Raw genomic sequence first — 18,645 nt, 5'->3', positions numbered from 1 at the left:
ACTGTGCTGTGGCGCGGAGCACACTCCAGCCCATGAAGAACGTTCCGAGACCGGCCGAGGAGCTAGCGGTCCTCGATGGCGAACTGGCCCGAATCGAGGCGCGCAGAGCGCAGTTGCTCGCCCGCAGGTCCTATCTGTTGACGCTGCTGACACCGCAGACCCCGCAGGCACCGGCGGCATCGGGACCGCCGACCCCGCCGGCGGCGTGGCCCGCCGCGAGAGCACCGGAGACGTCCCCGCCGAGCGTGCAGAACGTGCTGCTCGCGCTGGGCAGTGTGCTGCTGACGATCGCGGCGATCGCCTTCACCGTGGTCAGCTGGGGCGCCATGGGCATCGGCGGCCGGTCCGTCGTGCTGGGCACCGTCACCCTGGCCGCGCTCGCGGCGCCCGCCGTCCTGCTGCGCCGGGGTCTGACCTCGACCGCCGAGGCCGTCGCCGCGCTGGCGCTGGTGCTGACGGTCCTCGACGCCTACACCCTGCACCGGGTGGCGCTCGCCGGCACGGACCCGCTCGGCTACACGGCCACCGCGTGCGCCGTGCTGGCCACGGTCTGGGCCGGATACGGCCTGCTCGTCGACCGGCTGCGTATCCCGCTGCCCGGCGCGGTCCTCACTGCCCAACTCCCGCTGCCGCTCTGGGCGCTGGCCACCGGCGCGAGCGAGTTGACGCTGGCGTGGGCGCTGCTGGCGACCGCTGCCGGGGACGCCGCGATCGCGCTGTGGACGAAGCCCGCGCCGGCCAGGTCGGTCGCGGGTGTCACCGCCTGGATGGCGGGCGGCTGGGCGCTGCTGATCGCGGGCTGGCACTCGGTGACGGCCGACGCGCCGCTCGACGCGGTGTGGCCCGGCGTCCTGCTGGTCGCGGGGGCCGGTCTGGGTCTCGTCGTGGCCGTGCGCGTTCCCGCCGTCTCGTTCGCCGGCGCCCTGGTGGCCGGTCTGGCCGCGATCACCGCGACCGGCGGTGTGCTGCGGCCGTCGGTGCCGTTCGGCTGGGCCGTCGTCGGGTATCTGCTGTGCGGCGCGGCCCTGTTGACGGCCGTACGGGCTCCGCTGCCGCGTGCGGTGGTGCGCGGGCTGTGCATCGCCGCCGGTGCCGTCGTGGCGGGGGCCGTCCTGTGGGCGCTGCCCCCGGTGGTCGCGACGCTGCTCGGCCCGCTGTCCCGGGCCGACGACGTCTGGTCGGGCGCACCGGGCGGCGTACGGGAGGCGATCGGGATGGATCCGGGATGGTCGGCCATGGCCACGGCGCCGCTGGTGCTGCTGATCGCCGCGGGGCTCCTCGCGGCGGCGTACCGCCGGCTGCCCGCCGCCTCACGACCCGCCGCGCTCGGTGCCGCGACGGCGCTGGGCTGGGCCGCGGTGCTCGTCCTTCCGGGGGCGCTGGACGTCGGGTACGCGGCGGCCGTGGCGACACAACTCGCGCTGACGGCGGGCGCGTTGGGGCTCGCGGTGTACGCGTGCCTGCCCACCGCGCCGCACCGACCGGACCCCTCGGTACTGCCGGCGGTCTCGACGACGGCCATGGTCTGCGCGCTGTCCGGCGCCGCGGGTGTCTCGCTGCTGGCGCTGGCCACGGAGACGACGACACTGGTCACCCTCGGGGTGCTGCTCGCCCTGCTCTGCGGCGGCGCGTCGGCCCTGAACGCCACCGTGCCCGAAACCGGCACCGGTACGGACACCGCGACCGACAGCGACACGGACGGCACGGCCCCCGCCCCGCCCACGCCCGAGGCACGGGTCGCCTTCCTGGCACGGTCCTTCCGGACCCTCCTCGCCTGCTTGTCCGTCGCGACAGCCGTGGCCCTGCTGTGCGCCATCGGCGCGTCCGCCGGACTGCCGCGTGAGCACGTCGCCCTGGTCGTCCTCGTGATACCGGCCGCCGTCGCGCTGCTCGGCGCGCGCCTGCGCCGCCACTGCGTGGCCCTGCCGATCGAGCTGACGGCGGCCGGAGCCGGTCCGCTCGCCGTCGTCCTCGCCTCGGGCCACCCGGAGATCGTCGCCCTCGTGCTCGCCCTCTGCGCGGTCGTCGCGGCGGGCACCGCGCTGCGCCCGGAGCGCCGCCCGACGGCCGGACATCTCGCGGCGGCACTGTTCGTCCTGGCCACCTGGGTGCGGCTGTACGCCTCCGACGTGGCCACCCCGGAGGCGTACACCCTGCCGGTGACCGTCCCCGCGCTCGTCGTGGGTGTCCTGCGGCGCCGCCGGGACCCCGAGGCGTCGTCCTGGACCGCGTACGGCCCCGGCCTCGCCGCGACGCTCCTGCCGAGCCTCGTCGCCGCCTGGGGCGACACGCACTGGCTGCGCCCGCTGGCCCTGGGGGTCGCCGCGCTCGCCGTCACGCTCGCCGGCGCCCGGCTGCGGCTCCAGGCGCCGCTGGTCCTCGGCGCCTCCGTGCTCGCCCTGGACACGCTGCACGAGCTGGCGCCGTACGTCGTCCAGGTCGTGGACGCCCTGCCGCGCTGGCTGCCGCCCGCGCTCGCCGGACTGCTGCTGCTGGCGGTGGGCGCGACCTACGAACGGCGCCTGCACGACGCCCGGCGGTTCCGGCAGTCCCTGGGCCGCATGCGCTGACGGGCCCGCGCCGGAAAGCCGGGGCGTCACGTACCGGAAAAGGCCGATGCCCCGGAGACGGTGAAGTCTCCGGGGCATCGATTCCGGGTGGGCGATACTGGTTTCGAACCAGTGACCTCTTCGGTGTGAACGAAGCGCTCTCCCACTGAGCTAATCGCCCGGACGCGGGGCAAACATTACCCCATGTCAGTGGCTCCCCCGGACCGTTCCTCGCTCACTCCTCGATCTTCCAGGGCATGGTCAATCCGAACTTCCAGAGGTAAATCGCGCCGAGTACCGCGATGATCACCACACCGATGGTCGTGAGGATGAGATTGCGCCGCCGCACCTTGGGATCGAGTGCTTTCTGCGCCGCCTCGGTGACCTTGCGCCGCGTCCACCGGAGCACCAGCTGGGCCCAGACGAACTCGGTCGCCCAGATCGCCATTCCGCCGAAGATCACGAGCCAGCCGGGGCCCGGCAGCACCAGCATCGCGGCCCCCGCCACGACCACCGCGAGCCCGACGACGAATACGCCGACCTGCCAGCTCACATGGAGCGTCTTCGAACTCTTGATAAAGCCTGGAGCACGTGAGCCCAGCTCACGCTCGGCCGACTCGTCGACCGATTCCCCCGCGGATTTCTCTGCCGTCGGCACGACGACATCCCCCCGTTCGTCACTCTCCGCATGCATGACTCCCAACTTACCCGACGCCGAGTCGTCACCGGAATGGCGGCATAAGTCGAAGTTAGGCACCGCTGTACGAGCTACCTGAAGGATCACAAAACAGACAGAGGGGTTTACAACGGCACCGTAGGTGGCATGTCGATTTCGCCGACGTGCGAATCCCCGAGCGCACACTGAGCGAAAGGCCCTGGCGCTTATGAACACCACGGTCAGCTGCGAGCTGCACCTGCGCCTCGTTGTGTCGAGCGAGTCCTCACTGCCTGTACCCGCGGGCCTGCGGTATGACACGGCCGATCCCTATGCCGTGCACGCCACCTTCCACACCGGAGCCGAGGAGACGGTCGAGTGGGTGTTCGCCCGCGACCTTCTGGCCGAGGGGCTTCACCGGCCCACCGGCACCGGCGACGTCCGAGTATGGCCCTCCCGCAGCCAGGGCCAAGGCGTCGTCTGCATCGCGCTCAGCTCCCCCGAAGGAGAGGCGCTGCTGGAGGCGCCGGCGCGAGCCCTGGAATCCTTCCTCAAGCGAACAGACGCCGCGGTGCCACCCGGCACCGAGCATCGGCACTTCGACCTCGACACAGAGCTTTCCCACATCCTGGCCGACAGCTGAGCCAGGCCGAGAACTGCACGGCGCCGTCCGACTCGGGGAGACGGCGCCGCGCTGACAACCACATACAGGCGGACAGTGACGCCGTCGCCGCGGACCCCCGCGACGACGGCGTCACCGCGTTCCCTCGCACACCCTAGGATCTGCTGAACCCGGCGGGCACCGGTCCGCAGCAGGCCAGGGAGCGAATCGTGCAGATCCCCCACGACACCCGCAACGCCCTTGAGACCGTCGTCAGTCTCGTCAACACGATCCCCGAGGCCGACGGCCCGGACGGGCTCCCCGATGTCGAGGCCCTGTACGGCTTCGCACGGGCCCACCGTATGAGTGGAGTGGGTGATCTCGGCCCGCGCGATCTGCGGGCCGTACAGGCCGTGCGCGGGCGCTTCGCCGAGGTGTTCGCGGCGCCCGGTCCCCGTGAGGCTTCCGAGCTGCTCAATCACCTGGTGGCCGCCGCCGGGACGACCCCACAGCTGACGGATCACGACGGCTACGACTGGCACGTGCACTACTTCGCGCCCGACGCGTCGATGGCCGACCATCTCGCCGCCGACTGCGGCATGGCGCTCGCGTTCATCGTCGTGGCGGGTGAACAGGAGCGGCTGCGGCGCTGCGAGGCGCCGGACTGCGGGCACGCCTTCGTCGACCTCTCTCGCAATCGCTCCCGCCGTTACTGCGACAGCCGCACCTGCGGCAACAGGCTGCACGTGGCCGCCTACCGGGCGCGCCGCAAGGAAGCGGCCGGCTGAGCGTCACAGCAGGAACAGATCATGGACCGCCGCCATCAGAAGCAGGGCGCCGATCACCGCCAGGAAGATCATCAACGGCGGCTGGGAGAGCGCGAAGAGGCAACCGCGCGGCTCTTCGGTGGGTGCGGGGGTTTGGCCCCGTGAGGTATCGAGCATCGCGGGGTGATCATGACGCAGGCGACGGTCCGCCGAACAACCAACACGCTTCCCGGTGAGGCGAGTTCGTCAGATTCCCGGCAAACGTCCAGCCCCTGAGACGGACGGGCCTCCTGGAGGGTCCCGGTCAGATGCCGTGCTTCTTGAGGATGGCCTCGACATCGCTGAAATCGTCGCCGGAGTCAGTGCCGGAATGGTTGCCGCCGGACTTCTTCGTCTTGGCCGACTTCGGCTGCGTGGCGGGGGCCGCGGACGTCCCGAGCGAGGGCGCGGAGGCCGTCGGCGCGACCGCGTCGCGCTGCGCGGCCCTGGCCGCCTCCTTGCGTTCCTTACGGGTGCCGACACCCGCGCGCCGCTCCACCATCCGTGTCGTCATGAAGAGCAGCCACGAGACTCCGAGGAGCCCCACACCCACCCAGGCAGTCGGGCTGAACGCCTTGTCGGCGAGCCACTGGACCACGCCGGTCATCACCAGGGCGACCGGCACCAGCGAGTAGGCGGCGATCCGGGTGGCCGCCAGGAAACGCTTGCGGTACGCGGTGATCGCCGCGATACCGAGGCCGGCAGCGGACACCGCGGAACAAATGGTCTCGGCAATCATCCGGTCCTCCAGGCGTGGGCGCCGTCGTCGGTCGTGGGCGGTCTCGTCGGGCAGGACGGTCCGTGCCGACCTGTCGACACTTCCATCCTGCACCCCCCGGCGGGGTAGGGGCCACGGTCCGGAGGGACCTCAGGGAGATCTCGGGGATCCGTCTCCTCCCCAGGTCCCGGTCGGGAGCGGGTCCGCCGACCTGGAAGACTGATCGCATGAGTGACTTCCCCACCGCGGGCCCCGTCGTGCTCGACGTCTGGTGCGAGCTGCAGTGCGCCGACTGCCACACCGCCCTGACGGACCTGCGCGCGCTGCGGGCACGCTACGGCGACCGGCTCGACGTACGGCTGCGGCACTTCCCCCTGGACAAGCACCAGCACTCCTTCGCCGCCGCCCAGGCGGCCGAGGAGGCGGTGGAGCAGGGCCAGGGCTGGCCCTACGCGGAGGCGGTCCTGGCCCGCCACGCGGAGCTGGCCACCAGGGGCGAGCCGCTGCTGATCGAGGTCGCCCGCCAACTGGGGCTGGACGACGAGGAGTTCGACACCGCGCTGATCGACGGCAGGCACACCCTGATCGTCGACGCCGACCAGGCCGAGGGCAAGGCGATCGGCGTGACCGGCACCCCCACGTATGTCATCGGCGGCGAACGGCTCGACGGCGGCAAGAGCCAGGAGGGGCTGCGCGAGCGCGTCGAGGAAATCGCGGACCGGCTGCTCGCCGAGGGCTGAGCGGTCCGGGCGGGCGGTCGCCGGACACCCTGCGAGGAGTGCTCAGAGCAGGGTTTTGAAGACGTTGCGGTGCGTGGTCGCGTATCCGAGGGATTCGTAGAGGCCGATCGCCGGGGTGTTGCCCGCGAAGACGTGCAGGCCGAGCACCTTCCGGCCGTCGGAGAGGGCGATCCTCTCGGCGTGCAGCATCAACGCGCGGCCGTAGCCCTTGCCGCGCTGCTCCTCGGCGACCTCCACGTCGAACACGTACGGGAGGACCGAACCGGGGGCGATCTCCCTGCTGCTCACCCACACATGGCCCACCACGTCCCCGGCGTGCATCAGCACCTCTATCCGGCTGCCGGGGGTGGCCGGGCCGTCGGGCAGGTTCTGCCGGCGGCCGGCCTCCGCCTTGGCGTGGGCCTGGTCCGCCGGCAGCCCCCGGTCGATCCAGCTCCGGCGGAAACCGTCGAGCGAGTGCTCCTGCCAGACCTCGTACTCCGCCTCGTCCATCGGTCTGCCGACGAGTCCGGCAGGCAGGGCCGGCGGGTCCTGCGGGAGGTCCTTGATCATGTTCCTGCTGCGCTCGGTGTAGCCCAGGGTCTCCAGCAGCGGCAGTATGCCTCCGGCCTCGGTGGGGACGGAGGCGATCACCTGGCCGCAGCCCCAGCCGCGCAGGACCTCCTCGGCGGCCAGCGCGGCGATCGTGCCACGGCCGCGGCGCCGGCCGGCCTCGTCGATCCGCAGTCGGCGCAGCACACCCGCGGGCGTGCCGAACGCACCGTCCATGCCGAGTTCGATCACGCCTGTGGGGCGGCTGTTGTCGCACACGTCGTACGTACGCGACTTCATGCCGTCGTCGGTCTGCTGAAGCGGCCCGGTCGGCCGCAGAGTGGTGGTCATCAGGGGAGTTGTACCCATCTCGCGGGCACGCGTCATCCGGTTTTACGGATCGAGGTCGCTCGCGGCGCGCTCCTCGAAAACGCGCATGGCCTTGGCGGTGACCGGACCGGGAGCGCCGGGCAGCGCACGGCCGTCGACCCGGTGGACCGCCTGCACGTCGCGCGTCGACGACGTCAGGAAGATCTCGTCGGCGCGGTCGAGCGCGTCGAACGGCAGCCGGGTCTCGTGGGCTCCCGTCCAGTCCACCGTGAGTGCCCGTGTGATCCCGGCCAGACAGCCCGATGAGACGGGCGGGGTGTGCAGTTGCCCGTCCAGGACGACGAAGACGTTGGTGCCCGTGCCCTCGCAGAGATCTCCCACGGTGTTGGCGAACAGCGCCTCGGAGGCGTCCTGTTCGCGGGCTCGGGCGAGGGCGACGACGTTCTCCGCGTACGACGTGGTCTTGAGCCCCGTCAGCGCGCCGCGTTCGTTGCGGGTCCAGGGGACGGTGATCACCGCCGTGGTGTCGGGGCGGCGCTTCGTCTCGCTGACGGCCACGACCAGCGTCGGACCGGCGTCACCGCGGTCCGAACCGAGCGGTGACAGACCGCCGGTGTAGGTGATCCGCAGCCGGCCCATCGCCATCGGGTTGGCGTCCAGGACGGCGGCGCAGGCGGCGCGCACCTCGTCGTGGTCGGGGTCGGGCAGCCCGAGGCCGCGCGCCGAGCGGGTGAGCCGGTCCAGATGCCGGGTGAGGGCGAAGGTCCGTCCCTCGACGGACTTCACCGTCTCGAAGATTCCGTCGCCCACCGTCAGCCCGTGGTCGAGCACGGACACCTGCGCGGCGTCGGCCGCCCGCAGTCCGCCGTTGACCCAGATCATCATCTAGCCGGTCCTTCCCGTCTCCTCGTACACTGCCGACGCTACCGCCAGCAGCCGTGATGCCTTGAGTTCTGTCTCCTGCCACTCACGCTCGGGGTCGGATCCCCAGGTGATGCCCGCGCCGGTGCCGAAGCGGACGACGGGCCCGTGCGGCGGGTCGCGTTCGATCCAGAACGTCCTTATCCCGACGGCCAGTTCGGCGGTGCCGCGGTCGGCGTCCACCCAGCCGACAGCGCCGCAGTACGGCCCTCGGGGCGCCGTCTCCAGCTCCTCGATGATCTTCAAAGCGCTGGATTTCGGCGCGCCGGTGACTGAGCCGGGAGGGAATGTCGCGCCCAGCAGTTCCGCCCAGCCGGCGCCCTCGGCGAGTTCCCCGCGCACCGTCGAGACGAGATGGACGAGTCCGGGGTGGGGCTCGACTGCGCAGAGGGCGGGCACGGTCACGGATCCGGTGGCGCTGACACGGCCGAGGTCGTTGCGGACCAGGTCCACGATCATCACGTTCTCGGCGTGGTCCTTCTCCAGCAGATCGGCGGCGGTCCGGCCGGTGCCCTTGATGGGGCCGGACTCCACGGTGCGGCCGGTGCGCCGCAGATACAGCTCCGGGGAGGCGGTGGCGATCTCCACACCGTGGGCGGGCAGCCGGATCGTGCCCGCGTACGGGGCGGGGTTGCCGCGCGCCAGAAGGGCCGTCAGCGCGTCGACATCGGCCGCGTCCGGGTCGGGCAGCGGCGCCGTCAGGACGCGGCAGAGATTGGCCTGGTAGACCTCGCCGGCCGCGATGAGTTCGCGCACGCGCCGTACGCCCGAGACGTACGCGGCACGGTCGAGCGACGACGTCCAGTCGCCCGGCGCGGGCCCGCTCCACCGGCCGGGGGCGGGAGCGGGCACCGGTTCTGGGCGTACGTCGCCGAACCGGGCGCAGGTGAGGCGGCCTTCGAAGTCCATGACCACGGCCCAGAAGCCGGTCGAGTCGAGGGCTTCCGGGTCACGGGTGACATCGCGCAGATCGGTGGCGAGGAGATCACCGAAGCGGGCCAGCGGAGGGAGGTCGTGCACGGTGCCGAGTCTAGGACGGCTCACGGGACGCACCGCGAAGGTGTCACGACCGTGCCGTAAAGGTGCCGCAGTGTGAACGCACGGCAGCACGCTGCACAAACGCGTTTTTGTACTGGCCCCGTAATCCGCTAGAGTTCACCACGTCGCCGGGCCGCGCAGGAGGGGTCCGGAAACGGCACGCGGACGTAGCTCAGTTGGTAGAGCGCAACCTTGCCAAGGTTGAGGTCGCCAGTTCGAACCTGGTCGTCCGCTCGATGGGGGATTCAGTCCCGGCCCCCGTACTCCTGGTGGAGTGGCCGAGAGGCGAGGCAACGGCCTGCAAAGCCGTCTACACGGGTTCAAATCCCGTCTCCACCTCCAAGGACGATTAGCTCAGCGGGAGAGCGCTTCCCTGACACGGAAGAGGTCACTGGTTCAATCCCAGTATCGTCCACTGGATCCACTTGGATTCCCGCGCGATTAGCTCAGCGGGAGAGCGCTTCCCTGACACGGAAGAGGTCACTGGTTCAATCCCAGTATCGCGCACGCAGTACACGCGGGGTCACCCTGCGCGATTAGCTCAGCGGGAGAGCGCTTCCCTGACACGGAAGAGGTCACTGGTTCAATCCCAGTATCGCGCACAGCCCGAAGCCCCCGGCCACTTTGGCCGGGGGCTTCGTCGTGCGTGGGCGCTTCCCTCAGGAGGAGAAGAGCATCCGGCCGAAGCCCTTCTGACGGTGGTGGCCGCCGTGATGACCACCGTGCGGCGCGCCCCACGCGGGAGCCGGCGCCGCCGGGGCGGGATAGCCGGGGGCCGCGGGCGGCGGCGGGGCCTGCTGTCCCCACTGGGCCTCGAGGCGGGTCAGGGACTCCAGCTCGCCGTAGTCGAGGAAGATCCCCCGGCAGCCGCTGCACTGCTCTATCTGGACACCGTTGCGGTTGTACGTGTGCATCGCCGCATGACACTTGGGGCACTGCATTGGTCGGCTCAGCTCCTCGCCGTTCGATCGGCATCGCCGGAATGCCTCCCGGCGACGGTCAGTTCACCTTACGACGACGGCCCGGCCGCCAACTCCGTTGGGAGTGTGGCAATTCGGGCACAGGTCTCGATCATCGTCTCTTCCACCTCGTCCAACTCACGGCCCTGCTCGGTCGATTTGGCGACAGCGAGGGCGGCTGTCTGGACGGTGAGGGCGCGGGCGGCGACGTCGAGCCGGGGCCAGGGGTCGCCGTCGTACGGTACGGCGGGCCCGCCCGCCGACCGGTAGGCGCCGAGGAAGCGCTGCCACTCGTCGGGGGCCAGCAGTCCGGCGGCGTACCAGGCGGCGGGGCGGGCCAAGTCCCAGGCGGCGTCGCCGAGTCCGAGGTCGTCGACGTCGATCAGCAGCCACGGTCCGTCCGGTGCGGGGTGCCGTACGAGCTGGCCGAGGTGCAGGTCTCCGTGGCACAGCAGCCCGCCCGTGGGTGCTGGCGCCTCGCCCCTGGCCCAGGCGGGCAGCCCCGCCCAGGCGCGCTCCACATCGGCGGTGGCCGGGTGGCGGCCGGCGGCCCGCATCCGGGTCAGGGCCAGGGCGGCTTTGCGGGGGCCGCGCATGGCCGGGATCGCCGACGGCGCGAGGGCGGCGGGCGGTACGGCGTGCAGCCGGGCCAGCAGCGTCGCCGCCGCTTCCCAGGGCGCGTCGTCGGGGCGGTCGGGGTCGACGGGGGTGCCGTACGGCCAGGCTGTGACGGGCCGGTCCTCGACAGGCGGGGCCGGCGCCGGGAGGGGTGGGAGCAGGATGCCGGCGAGCAGCGGATGCGCGGCGACGGCGAGCCGGGCGCGGTGGTCGGCCGGATCGGTGCCGGGCGCGTGCGCCTTGGCGACGGCGGCCCCGTGCCGTACGACGACGCCGTCGGTCCGGTCGGCCAGAACGGTCCCGGCTGCTCCGCAGGCGTGGCAGGGCTGTGGGGGCGTGACGGGGTGGGCGGCGTGGCGGGCGGTGTCGGCGAGCGCGCGTACGACGGACGTGCTCGTGGCTGTGGGCGCGGATGTGGTCACGGCGGTGTCCCCCGGTGCGGTGTGTTTCCGCCCGGAGCCTACGCGGGGCGTCTCGGCGACGGGTCCGGAACGGGTCCGGACAGCGCGATGGCCGGTCAGCTCCCCAGCTGACCGGCCAAACGCTGCCGTCCGCCGCACCCCCGTCCCCACGGGGTTGTTGGCCGGATGTCCCTGGCTCGGGCCGCTCTCCCGAACCTGGGGCGCCGCTCAGCGCCCCAGCATCACGCCCACGGACGACGCTTGTGTGACCACTGCTTCCCAGCCGCCGAATACGACGACCAGCAGGGCCGCGAGAGGGAGGACCATGGCTGTCGCCACCAAGGGGTGGCGCGGACCGGAACTCCGCCCGCCGAACGCGTCGAATGCCCTGCGTCCCTGCGTGCGGATCATCGCTCGCGATGCCGTGTCGGCCATGGTCCCTCTCCTGTCGTGTCTGGCAGCGGCGAGTGTCTGACCTCGGGGGACGAGTGCTGCACTCGCCGCTGACAACAACATTAGGTAAGCGCCGCCGCCGGGTCGTCATGCCCGCGTACCGATTGACGGGCCTCCCGGAGGATGAGCGATACCCCCGACACGTACTCCCCTGGGTGGAGAAGGGGGCTCAGGCCTTGGGGTCTTCCCGGAGGGGTCGCTCCGAGAGGTCCTCCCTGGGTACTGGTTGTTCGACCAGAGCGAGCACTCGCGTGGCCATGAAGCGCGCCGTGCGCACCACCGAACCGTTGCGGGTGACTTCACTCACTTCCACCACTCCTCGACGCACCGCCGTCTCCACCCGGCGGCCTGCCCGACTTGCCACGACTTCGTACGTACGAGTCGTGTCACCCGCGTCCACCACTATCTCCACGCGGTCACCCTTCATTGATCCAATCCCCCTTCTGCGACGGACCTTTGAGATCTCGCACGGGCCTGAGGACCTTGGATCCGCGGTCCCCTGACCACCTCTCAAGTTTCTCACCCAGCACTGACAATCGATCCGTTCGCGAGGGCGCGGCCTATGAGCGGCCCGGGGCGCGGGTACGTAAGCTGTGCCACGGCACACGGACGACCGGGCAGCGGGGATGGACATGGCGATGATGCGGCTCCGGCGCGAGGACCCGCGTGTCGTCGGTTCTTTCAGGATTCACCGGCGGCTGGGCCAGGGCGGTATGGGGGTCGTCTATCTGGGTTCGGACCGCCGAGGCCAGCGGGTCGCGCTGAAGGTGATCAGGCCCGATCTCGCCGAGGACCAGGAGTTCCGCTCGCGGTTCGCCCGCGAGGTGTCGGCGGCCCGGCGGATCCGCGGGGGCTGTACGGCGAGGCTGGTGGCCGCCGATCTCGACGCGGACCGGCCGTGGTTCGCCACCCAGTACGTGCCGGGGCCCTCGCTGCACGACAAGGTGGCCGAGGACGGGCCGCTGACCGCCGCCGAGGTCGCCTCCGTGGGAGCCGCGCTCTCCGAGGGCCTGCTGGCGGTCCACGAGGCGGGGGTCGTCCACCGCGATCTGAAGCCGTCGAACATCCTGCTCTCCCCCAAGGGCCCGCGCATCATCGACTTCGGGATCGCCTGGGCCACCGGGGCGAGCACACTCACGCACGTCGGTACGGCGGTGGGGTCGCCCGGCTTCCTGGCGCCCGAGCAGGTGCGTGGCGCGGTGGTGACCCCGTCGACCGACGTCTTCGCGCTCGGTGCGACGCTGGCCTACGCCGCGACGGCCGACTCGCCCTTCGGGCACGGCAGTTCGGAGGTCATGCTGTACCGGGTGGTGCACGAGGAGGCGCAGCTGTACGGGGTGCCGGACGCGCTGGCGCCGCTGGTGCGGGCCTGTCTGGCGAAGGACCCCGAGGAGCGGCCGAGCACGCTCCAGTTGTCGATGCGGCTCAAGGAGATCGCGGCACGGGAGGCGCAGGGGCTGCCGGACGGCCGGCCGCCGGCACAGCGGGAGCGGACCGGGCAGGACATGGCGACGGGCCGGCTTCCGGAGCGTACGGCGCGGATGCCGCAGCGGACCGAGCGCACGGAACGTTCGGAGCGGTCGGGGCCGATCGAGCGGCAACACCGGAACGACCACCGGCCGGAGCGGTCCACGCAGGGCCGTGCGGTCGGCGGGTCCGACTCGCGTACGCACGAATCGCGTGCGCATGAGTCTCGTGGTTCGGCGCAGCGTACGGGTGGCGGGCGTCCCCCGAGGCCCCGTGACGGCTCGTCACGTACGGGTTCACGGACGGGCTCGCGTCCCGGCGGCCGTCAGGGCACCAGGCCGGGGGCGCGTACGACCTCCGGTGGACGCGGCGGGCGCAGGCCGGCCAATCCCCGGCTGCTGCGCCAGCGGCTGATCGTCTTCGTGGTGGTGACGCTGATCGTCGCGCTGGGGATCGCGGCAGCGCAGCAGTTGTAGGCCGGATCAGTCTCTGGGCCGCGTCATGTAGAGCGGCGAGCGCGTCAAGAGTGATCGACTTCTCGTCCGGACAGAGGGCGGCGGTGACGAATCCCGCCTCGCGCAGCAGACCGGCGTCCTTCGGCCAGGACTCCAGCCGGGTCCAGAGGACGGCGTCGACGCCGAATGCCGCCGCGTTACGGAAGGCGGCCCCGAGGTTGGTGGTGTTCCAAGTCCGCTCTCCGCCCAGGACGGTCGCCCGTTGACGTCGTGAACCACCTGCAGTCTGCAACTGGTTCAGGGGCTACCTGGACCTCCATGAGAACGGACTCCCGACTGGCGGTGACGAAACATCGCGCAGTGGAAGCCTTTTGCGCATTATTATTGCGCGCAGGAAGTCCTTCACTCCATTCTTTGCAATCGCATGCTGTGCCAACTGCCCTAACGTTGCTCCACAACCAGTGGACGACGAGAGGCAAGACATGACGACAGTTTCGGGTGAGCGCCAGGCCGAGAGTTCCCTTCAGTCAACGGAGGAATTCTGGGACAGTGCGCGACGTCATTTGATCCGCTACGGTCCGGCCGGCTTCATCCCGTCGATCATCGAACGTGCGGACGGCTGTTTCCTGTATGACGAGAACGGACGCGCCATTCTCGACTTCACGTCTGGGCAGATGAGCTCTCTGTTGGGCCATTCCTACCCGGCAGTCGTGGAGACCGTGTCGCGATCGATCGCCACACTGGACCATCTGTTCAGCGGAATGCTGAGTCGCCCGCTCGTCGACCTGGCCGAAGCGCTGTCGCGCACGCTTCCCGAGGCGTTGAGCAAGGCCATGATCCTCAGTACCGGTGGCGAGTCGAATGAAGCCGCCATCAAGATGGCCAAGCTCTACACGCAGAAGCACGAGATCGTCTCATTCGACCAGTCCTATCATGGTTCCACGCACGCGGCCGGCGCGGCGACCTACAGCCTGTCTCGCGCGGGATACGGTCCCCTCGCCCCGGGGAATCTCATCATTCCCACCCCGAACCCGTATCGCTCGGTGTTCAGGGACGAGGAGGGAGCGCATGACTGGCAGGCCGAGCTGGACTTCGGATTCGCTATGGTCGACCGTCAGTCCGTGGGCAGCTTGGCGGCCTTCATCGCCGAGCCCATCCTCGGCACCGGAGGGCTGATCGCCCCTCCCGACGGATACTTCGCCGCCCTGCGAAAGAAGTGCGACGAGCGCGGCATGCTCCTCATCATCGACGAGGCACAGACCGGCCTGTGCCGCACCGGTGACTGGTACGCGTTCCAACACCAGGGAATCGTTCCGGACATCCTTACCCTGTCCAAGACCTTGGGTGCGGGTCTGCCGGTGTCGGCGGTGGTCACCACCGAGGAGATCGAAGCCACGTGCAGTGACCGAAGGTTCATGTTCACGACGACCCACGTCTCCGACCCCCTGGCCGCGGCTGTGGGCCTGACGGTCGTCCAGACGCTCGAAGAAGGAAAGTTCGACGCCACCGCGCGCCGGCTCGGCGAGCGACTGCGACAGGGACTCCTGGACCTTCAGAACCGGCACGAGCGCATCGGGGACGTTCGTGGCCGCGGCCTGTTTCAGGGCATCGAGCTCGTCATGGACAGGGAAACGAAAGAACCGGCGGACAGCTATGGCACCGCAGTCACTGCGGCCTGCTTCGAGCTCGGACTGCACCTCAACATCGCCCAGATGCCCGGCGTCAACAGCATCCTGCGCATTGCACCCCCGCTGACGATCCCTGAGGCTGCCCTCGATTCGGGGCTGGCGATTCTCGACGAAGCGCTCACGATTGCCCGGAAGCGCGGATAGCCGTGCGAGCGGTCCCGGATGAAGTGCTTCGTCAGATCGTGCGAACTCGCGAGGGGACGTCGGACTTGATGAGCAACATCGGGAACCGCGAATGGAGCCTGCCGAAGCCCGGCAACGTCAGGAGCTTGGTGGTCATGAACAGCTCGTATGCGGCAAGATCCCTCGTCGCCACCACCACCTCGAAGTCCGGCGAGCCGAACATGCGCCGCGCCTCGACCACCTCTGTGTAGGAGATCAGCTCCGACTCGAACCGCTTGGTAATGGCGGGCGATTGATTCTCGAGCTCGATGTCCACCAGCACCTCGAATCCGCGACCGACGGCCGATGGTGCAAAACTCGCATGGTAGCCAGTGATGATGCCCTCGTCCTCAAGGCGCTTGACGCGCCGTAGGCACGGCGAGGGCGTCAGCCCGACAGTCTCGGCCAGTTCGAGGTTGGACTGCCGACAGTTACGTCTGAGTTGATCAATTATTGCGCGATCGATGCCATCCATTGGCCAACTATGCCACGAGGACAGGAGGGACCGATGTGAGCAACAGCATCGACTTCAGTTCCTCCACGACAACATGCAGCGCCCACTGCCTCACGGAAAGCGGCTGGTAGGCCGGGGCAGGGACCCATCTTCCTTCAGGCAGCAGTGGCTCAGAACACGAACGCATCGAGGTATGGAGCATGACGAAGTTCCCGACGTTGGACCCTGAACTCGCGGCTGCCGTCGCGACGATCCCCTGTCTCGACATCTCGGACGTCGCCGCAGCGCGCGAGCTGAACAACACACTGTCCGAGCCTGCGCTAGCGGCTCTGTCGTACGACGGGGTGGACGTCTTCGACGTCTCGGCCCCGGGCCTGGGCGATGCTCCCGATGTCCCGATCCGGCTGCTGAGACCGGCGGGCGTACGTGGTGAGCTTCCCGTCGTGCTCGCGATACATGGCGGCGGTTTCGTGCTCGGGCGTGCGCAGGACTACGAGTACTTCTGTCTGGACGTCGTCCGGGAGCTGGGGATCGCGGTGGCCAACGTGGAGTACCGCCTCGCGCCGGAGACGCCGTTCCCCGGTCCGCTGGACGACTGCTACGCGGCCTTGAGCTATGTCCACGCCAACAGTGAGAAGCTGGGGATCGACCCGGCCCGTATCGCCGTGGGTGGCTCGAGCGCCGGCGCGGGACTTGCCGCCGGAACGGTCCTGAAGGCGCGCGACGAAGGTGGCGCCCCGATCGCGTTCCAGTACCTGGTCAGCCCCGCGCTTGACGATCGTCTCAGCACTCCGTCGTCGATCCAGTTCGTCGACACGCCTGTGGTGAACCGCCGCACCGGGGTCCTGTCCTGGCAGCACTACCTCGGTGGTGACTACACCGGGCCGGACGATCCCGATGTCTCCGTCTACGCGGCGCCCGGACGCGCCGCCGACCTGTCCGGTCTGCCGCCGACCTACATCGCCGCGATGGAGCTCGATCCGCTGCGCGACGAGAACATCCAGTACGCGCTCCGCCTGCTCCAAGCAGGCGTCAGCGTGGAGCTGCACTCCCATCCCGGTGCATTTCACGGGTCGACTGAGCTTGCGCCGCTCGCCCAGAGCAGCGTCAGGGCTCAGCGGGAGATCATCGATGCGCTGGGCCGAGGGTTGCGGGCCAGGACACCGACTTCATGGACATCTCCCTGAGAGCTCGAAGAAGAACATGCGGGCGCACGGCTCATCGACCAGCGAGGTCAAGTCGCAGAACCCACAAGTTACTTCTCTGCAATCCCTGAGGGCTGTCCCGTAACCCCTGGTGGATCAGCGCGCACGGGACCGGCGCGGCCCCCAGTGAGGCCCACGCGCGTGCCTGGACTCGGCCTCACAGGGGCCGGGTCAGATGTGAACTTCTTGCTACCGCACCACACCACACCACACCACCCATCCTTTGAAAGCGGGAGACGATCAGCCATGCCGGTAGAGAATCCTCGGAGTAGGAAACACCCTGAACCCAACGCGCCAGCACCGGAACCTGCTGCGATAAGCCTCGGCGATCTGAATACCAGTCCCATTCCCGAGGACAGACTGAGGTTCCGGATCGGAATCCTCGGTGCTTTCATCGCCCCGGCGGTCTTCTTGGCCGGAGTGGTTGCCTACTTCGTGATATTCGGAGTCTTCGACTTGAACGCCCTCACGGCCTCGGGGCTGGCCGGGCTGCTTGTCGCCGCGCTGTTCGCCACGTCCTACTCCCGGTTCTGGGATTGCGTCATCGCTGGTGTCTCTTCGCGGAACTCCGTCACTCTGCTGCTGATCCTTCTTTCAGTGAGCCTGGTCCCGGCGATGATCACTCAGACGGACGTTGCCGGTGGGTTCGTGTGGCTCGCGGGGCAGATCGGGATCGGCGGCGGCGAGTTCGTCGCGGTGACTTTCGTGATGGTGTGCACCATCTCGATGTCGACGGGCACCTCGCTCGGCACCATGTTCACAGCCTTCCCGATCTTCTACCCGGCCGGCGCCCTGCTCGGAGCAGATCCGCTGTTGTTGGCCGGAGCTGTGTTGTCCGGAGCCTTGTTCGGCGACAACCTTGCCCCCATCTCGGACTCGACCGTCGTCTCGGCCTCGACGCAGCGCTATCGCCGCCGTGAGGGGGTTGCCGAGGTCGGCGGGGTGGTGCGGTCCCGAGCTCGATACGCTCTGGTGGCGGCCGGGGTCAGCGGCATCCTGTTCCTGGTGTTGGGGCTGCTCCGGTCGGGCGACGCCGTCGCCCTTTCCTCCGTCGACGGCGGAAAGGGCGACCCGCTCAGTCTGATTATGGTCGTGCCTGTCGCCGTCCTGCTGGTGGTGGCCTTCTGGAAGCGTGACATCTTCCTGGCCACGACTGTCGGTCTGCTGGTCGGCATCACAACTGGCCTGGTGACCGGGCTACTGAGCCCGGCCGACGTCATCTCAGCCAACGATGACGGAACTCCGGGAGGTTTCCTGGTCGCCGGGATAAGCGACATGTTGCCGCTTCTCGGACTGGGGATCGTTGTCTTCGGCATCGTCGGCGTATTCCAGGGCGCAGGAGTCTTCGATCTCATCGTCGACCTTGCCAGTCGCTCCGATCGGACCCGTACACCAGTCAGAGCCGAGCTGACCATTGGCCTGGGGGCCGCGGCCGCGGCCGCTGTCTTCGCGGGAGTCAACAGCCCGTCGATGCTGATGTTCGGCCCTGTGGCTGACCGGCTCGGGGCACGGGCCCAGTTGCACCCATACCGGCGGGCCAACGTTATGGATTGCTTTGCCCTCAGCATTGGGGCGGTGGTGCCGGTGGGCAGCGTGTTTCTGCTGGTCTCGAGTCAGCTGACCCAGGGGTACGGAGAGGGCGCGCCCGAGTTGTCCGCAGTGTCGATCTTCACCACAGCGTTCTATCCACTCGTACTCACCGTCGTGATGTTCCTGGCAGTGCTGACCGGGTGGGGCCGTCGCTTCGAGGGCGAGGGCGGAGCCGAGTTGCGCAAGCCGCCTGGCCGAGTCGACAGCGACTGATGCCGGTGACCCCTGGGCGAGCTCGACCACGTCGCCGGGGCCCGCTGGGCGATCGAGGAGACCGCAACGTCGTCGGCGATCTTGTTCACGT

Annotated in this window: 19 protein-coding genes, 6 tRNA genes and 1 pseudogene; 13 read left to right on the top strand and 13 right to left on the bottom strand. The window is 69.6% G+C overall.

Going from position 1 to position 18,645, the window contains the following annotated elements; translation table 11 throughout:
• The first annotated feature begins 32 nt into the window (after nt 1-32).
• A complete protein-coding gene (locus ACIBLA_RS12370) occupies nt 33-2,570 on the top strand; it encodes an SCO7613 C-terminal domain-containing membrane protein (RefSeq protein WP_363244316.1) in 2,538 nt (845 codons plus the stop codon).
• Between the two features lie 88 nt (nt 2,571-2,658).
• On the opposite strand, the gene ACIBLA_RS12365 is transcribed toward ACIBLA_RS12370, so the two are convergent.
• Nucleotides 2,659-2,730 (bottom strand) — tRNA-Val (locus tag ACIBLA_RS12365).
• A 54-nt stretch (nt 2,731-2,784) separates the two neighbouring features.
• On the bottom strand, nt 2,785-3,243 hold the full coding sequence (locus ACIBLA_RS12360; protein ID WP_363244364.1) for a TIGR02611 family protein: 459 nt from the start codon (nt 3,241-3,243) through the stop codon (nt 2,785-2,787).
• Nucleotides 3,244-3,433: 190 nt separating this feature from the next.
• Between ACIBLA_RS12360 and ACIBLA_RS12355 the strand changes: the two genes are divergently transcribed.
• Nucleotides 3,434-3,847 carry an SsgA family sporulation/cell division regulator gene (locus ACIBLA_RS12355; protein ID WP_078078286.1) on the top strand — a complete coding sequence of 138 codons (414 nt, stop codon included), beginning with the start codon at nt 3,434-3,436 and terminating at the stop codon, nt 3,845-3,847.
• A gap of 188 nt (nt 3,848-4,035) precedes the next feature.
• Nucleotides 4,036-4,593, top strand: a complete 558-nt coding sequence (locus ACIBLA_RS12350; RefSeq protein ID WP_363244317.1) for a CGNR zinc finger domain-containing protein — start codon at nt 4,036-4,038, stop codon at nt 4,591-4,593.
• A 3-nt stretch (nt 4,594-4,596) separates the two neighbouring features.
• Here the strand turns inward: ACIBLA_RS12350 and ACIBLA_RS12345 are convergent, their stop codons facing one another.
• Together ACIBLA_RS12345 and ACIBLA_RS12340 are read right to left on the bottom strand one after the other, a co-directional pair.
• Complete coding sequence (locus tag ACIBLA_RS12345; protein WP_363244318.1) at nt 4,597-4,749, bottom strand: hypothetical protein; 153 nt, start codon at nt 4,747-4,749, stop codon at nt 4,597-4,599.
• Between the two features lie 127 nt (nt 4,750-4,876).
• On the bottom strand, nt 4,877-5,350 hold the full coding sequence (locus tag ACIBLA_RS12340; protein WP_363244319.1) for a hypothetical protein: 474 nt from the start codon (nt 5,348-5,350) through the stop codon (nt 4,877-4,879).
• Nucleotides 5,351-5,556: 206 nt separating this feature from the next.
• Between ACIBLA_RS12340 and ACIBLA_RS12335 the strand changes: the two genes are divergently transcribed.
• Nucleotides 5,557-6,069, top strand: a complete 513-nt coding sequence (locus ACIBLA_RS12335) for a DsbA family protein (protein WP_363244320.1) — start codon at nt 5,557-5,559, stop codon at nt 6,067-6,069.
• Between the two features lie 42 nt (nt 6,070-6,111).
• On the opposite strand, the gene ACIBLA_RS12330 is transcribed toward ACIBLA_RS12335, so the two are convergent.
• Genes ACIBLA_RS12330 through ACIBLA_RS12320 form a run of 3 tightly spaced genes read right to left on the bottom strand, consistent with a single transcriptional unit; the run spans nt 6,112 to nt 8,871 of the window.
• Nucleotides 6,112-6,951: a GNAT family N-acetyltransferase gene (locus ACIBLA_RS12330; RefSeq protein ID WP_363244321.1), complete on the bottom strand. Its 840-nt coding sequence runs from the start codon at nt 6,949-6,951 to the stop codon at nt 6,112-6,114.
• A 42-nt stretch (nt 6,952-6,993) separates the two neighbouring features.
• Nucleotides 6,994-7,815, bottom strand: coding sequence for an aminodeoxychorismate lyase (locus ACIBLA_RS12325; protein ID WP_363244322.1), 822 nt, complete (start codon nt 7,813-7,815; stop codon nt 6,994-6,996).
• On the bottom strand, nt 7,816-8,871 hold the full coding sequence (locus ACIBLA_RS12320; protein ID WP_363244323.1) for a chorismate-binding protein: 1,056 nt from the start codon (nt 8,869-8,871) through the stop codon (nt 7,816-7,818).
• A gap of 179 nt (nt 8,872-9,050) precedes the next feature.
• On the opposite strand from ACIBLA_RS12320, the gene ACIBLA_RS12315 reads away from it, so the two are divergent.
• The 5 genes from ACIBLA_RS12315 to ACIBLA_RS12295 all read left to right on the top strand — a co-directional run bounded on the left by ACIBLA_RS12315 (nt 9,051) and on the right by ACIBLA_RS12295 (nt 9,491).
• Nucleotides 9,051-9,123: transfer RNA gene (locus tag ACIBLA_RS12315), tRNA-Gly, on the top strand.
• 34 nt (nt 9,124-9,157) lie between these two features.
• Nucleotides 9,158-9,231 (top strand) — tRNA-Cys (locus ACIBLA_RS12310).
• A 1-nt stretch (nt 9,232) separates the two neighbouring features.
• Nucleotides 9,233-9,304: transfer RNA gene (locus ACIBLA_RS12305), tRNA-Val, on the top strand.
• Between the two features lie 20 nt (nt 9,305-9,324).
• Nucleotides 9,325-9,396, top strand: a tRNA-Val gene (locus ACIBLA_RS12300).
• Nucleotides 9,397-9,419: 23 nt separating this feature from the next.
• Nucleotides 9,420-9,491 (top strand) — tRNA-Val (locus ACIBLA_RS12295).
• A 57-nt stretch (nt 9,492-9,548) separates the two neighbouring features.
• Here ACIBLA_RS12295 and ACIBLA_RS12290 read toward each other — a convergent pair.
• The 4 genes from ACIBLA_RS12290 to ACIBLA_RS12275 all read right to left on the bottom strand — a co-directional run bounded on the left by ACIBLA_RS12290 (nt 9,549) and on the right by ACIBLA_RS12275 (nt 11,747).
• Entirely contained in the window at nt 9,549-9,830 is a 282-nt protein-coding gene (locus tag ACIBLA_RS12290) for a zf-TFIIB domain-containing protein (protein ID WP_363244324.1), read from the bottom strand.
• A 68-nt stretch (nt 9,831-9,898) separates the two neighbouring features.
• Nucleotides 9,899-10,888, bottom strand: a complete 990-nt coding sequence (locus tag ACIBLA_RS12285; RefSeq protein ID WP_363244325.1) for an aminoglycoside phosphotransferase family protein — start codon at nt 10,886-10,888, stop codon at nt 9,899-9,901.
• 207 nt (nt 10,889-11,095) lie between these two features.
• Nucleotides 11,096-11,302, bottom strand: a complete 207-nt coding sequence (locus ACIBLA_RS12280) for a hypothetical protein (protein WP_356592158.1) — start codon at nt 11,300-11,302, stop codon at nt 11,096-11,098.
• Between the two features lie 187 nt (nt 11,303-11,489).
• Nucleotides 11,490-11,747 (bottom strand): hypothetical protein, encoded by a 258-nt coding sequence (locus tag ACIBLA_RS12275; protein ID WP_329389828.1) that lies wholly within the window; start codon nt 11,745-11,747, stop codon nt 11,490-11,492.
• Between the two features lie 205 nt (nt 11,748-11,952).
• On the opposite strand from ACIBLA_RS12275, the gene ACIBLA_RS12270 reads away from it, so the two are divergent.
• Nucleotides 11,953-13,263 (top strand): protein kinase, encoded by a 1,311-nt coding sequence (locus ACIBLA_RS12270; protein WP_399198563.1) that lies wholly within the window; start codon nt 11,953-11,955, stop codon nt 13,261-13,263.
• 31 nt (nt 13,264-13,294) lie between these two features.
• On the opposite strand, the pseudogene ACIBLA_RS12265 reads toward ACIBLA_RS12270, so the two are convergent.
• Nucleotides 13,295-13,462, bottom strand: a pseudogene (locus ACIBLA_RS12265) (rRNA methyltransferase); the annotation flags it as partial.
• 262 nt (nt 13,463-13,724) lie between these two features.
• Here ACIBLA_RS12265 and ACIBLA_RS12260 point away from each other — a divergent pair.
• A complete protein-coding gene (locus ACIBLA_RS12260) occupies nt 13,725-15,074 on the top strand; it encodes an aspartate aminotransferase family protein (RefSeq protein ID WP_399198562.1) in 1,350 nt (449 codons plus the stop codon).
• Between the two features lie 31 nt (nt 15,075-15,105).
• Here the strand turns inward: ACIBLA_RS12260 and ACIBLA_RS12255 are convergent, their stop codons facing one another.
• Nucleotides 15,106-15,567, bottom strand: a complete 462-nt coding sequence (locus ACIBLA_RS12255) for an Lrp/AsnC family transcriptional regulator (RefSeq protein WP_399198512.1) — start codon at nt 15,565-15,567, stop codon at nt 15,106-15,108.
• Nucleotides 15,568-15,746: 179 nt separating this feature from the next.
• Between ACIBLA_RS12255 and ACIBLA_RS12250 the strand changes: the two genes are divergently transcribed.
• Together ACIBLA_RS12250 and ACIBLA_RS12245 are read left to right on the top strand one after the other, a co-directional pair.
• Entirely contained in the window at nt 15,747-16,733 is a 987-nt protein-coding gene (locus ACIBLA_RS12250) for an alpha/beta hydrolase (protein WP_363244328.1), read from the top strand.
• Nucleotides 16,734-17,066: 333 nt separating this feature from the next.
• Nucleotides 17,067-18,554, top strand: a complete 1,488-nt coding sequence (locus ACIBLA_RS12245) for a Na+/H+ antiporter NhaC family protein (RefSeq protein ID WP_399198561.1) — start codon at nt 17,067-17,069, stop codon at nt 18,552-18,554.
• Nucleotides 18,555-18,645: the final 91 nt, after the last annotated feature.

The sequence above is a fragment of the Streptomyces sp. NPDC050433 genome (assembly GCF_044458565.1).
Taxonomy (GTDB): Bacteria; Actinomycetota; Actinomycetes; order Streptomycetales; family Streptomycetaceae; genus Streptomyces.
This window is presented reverse-complemented; position numbering and strand designations above follow the sequence as displayed.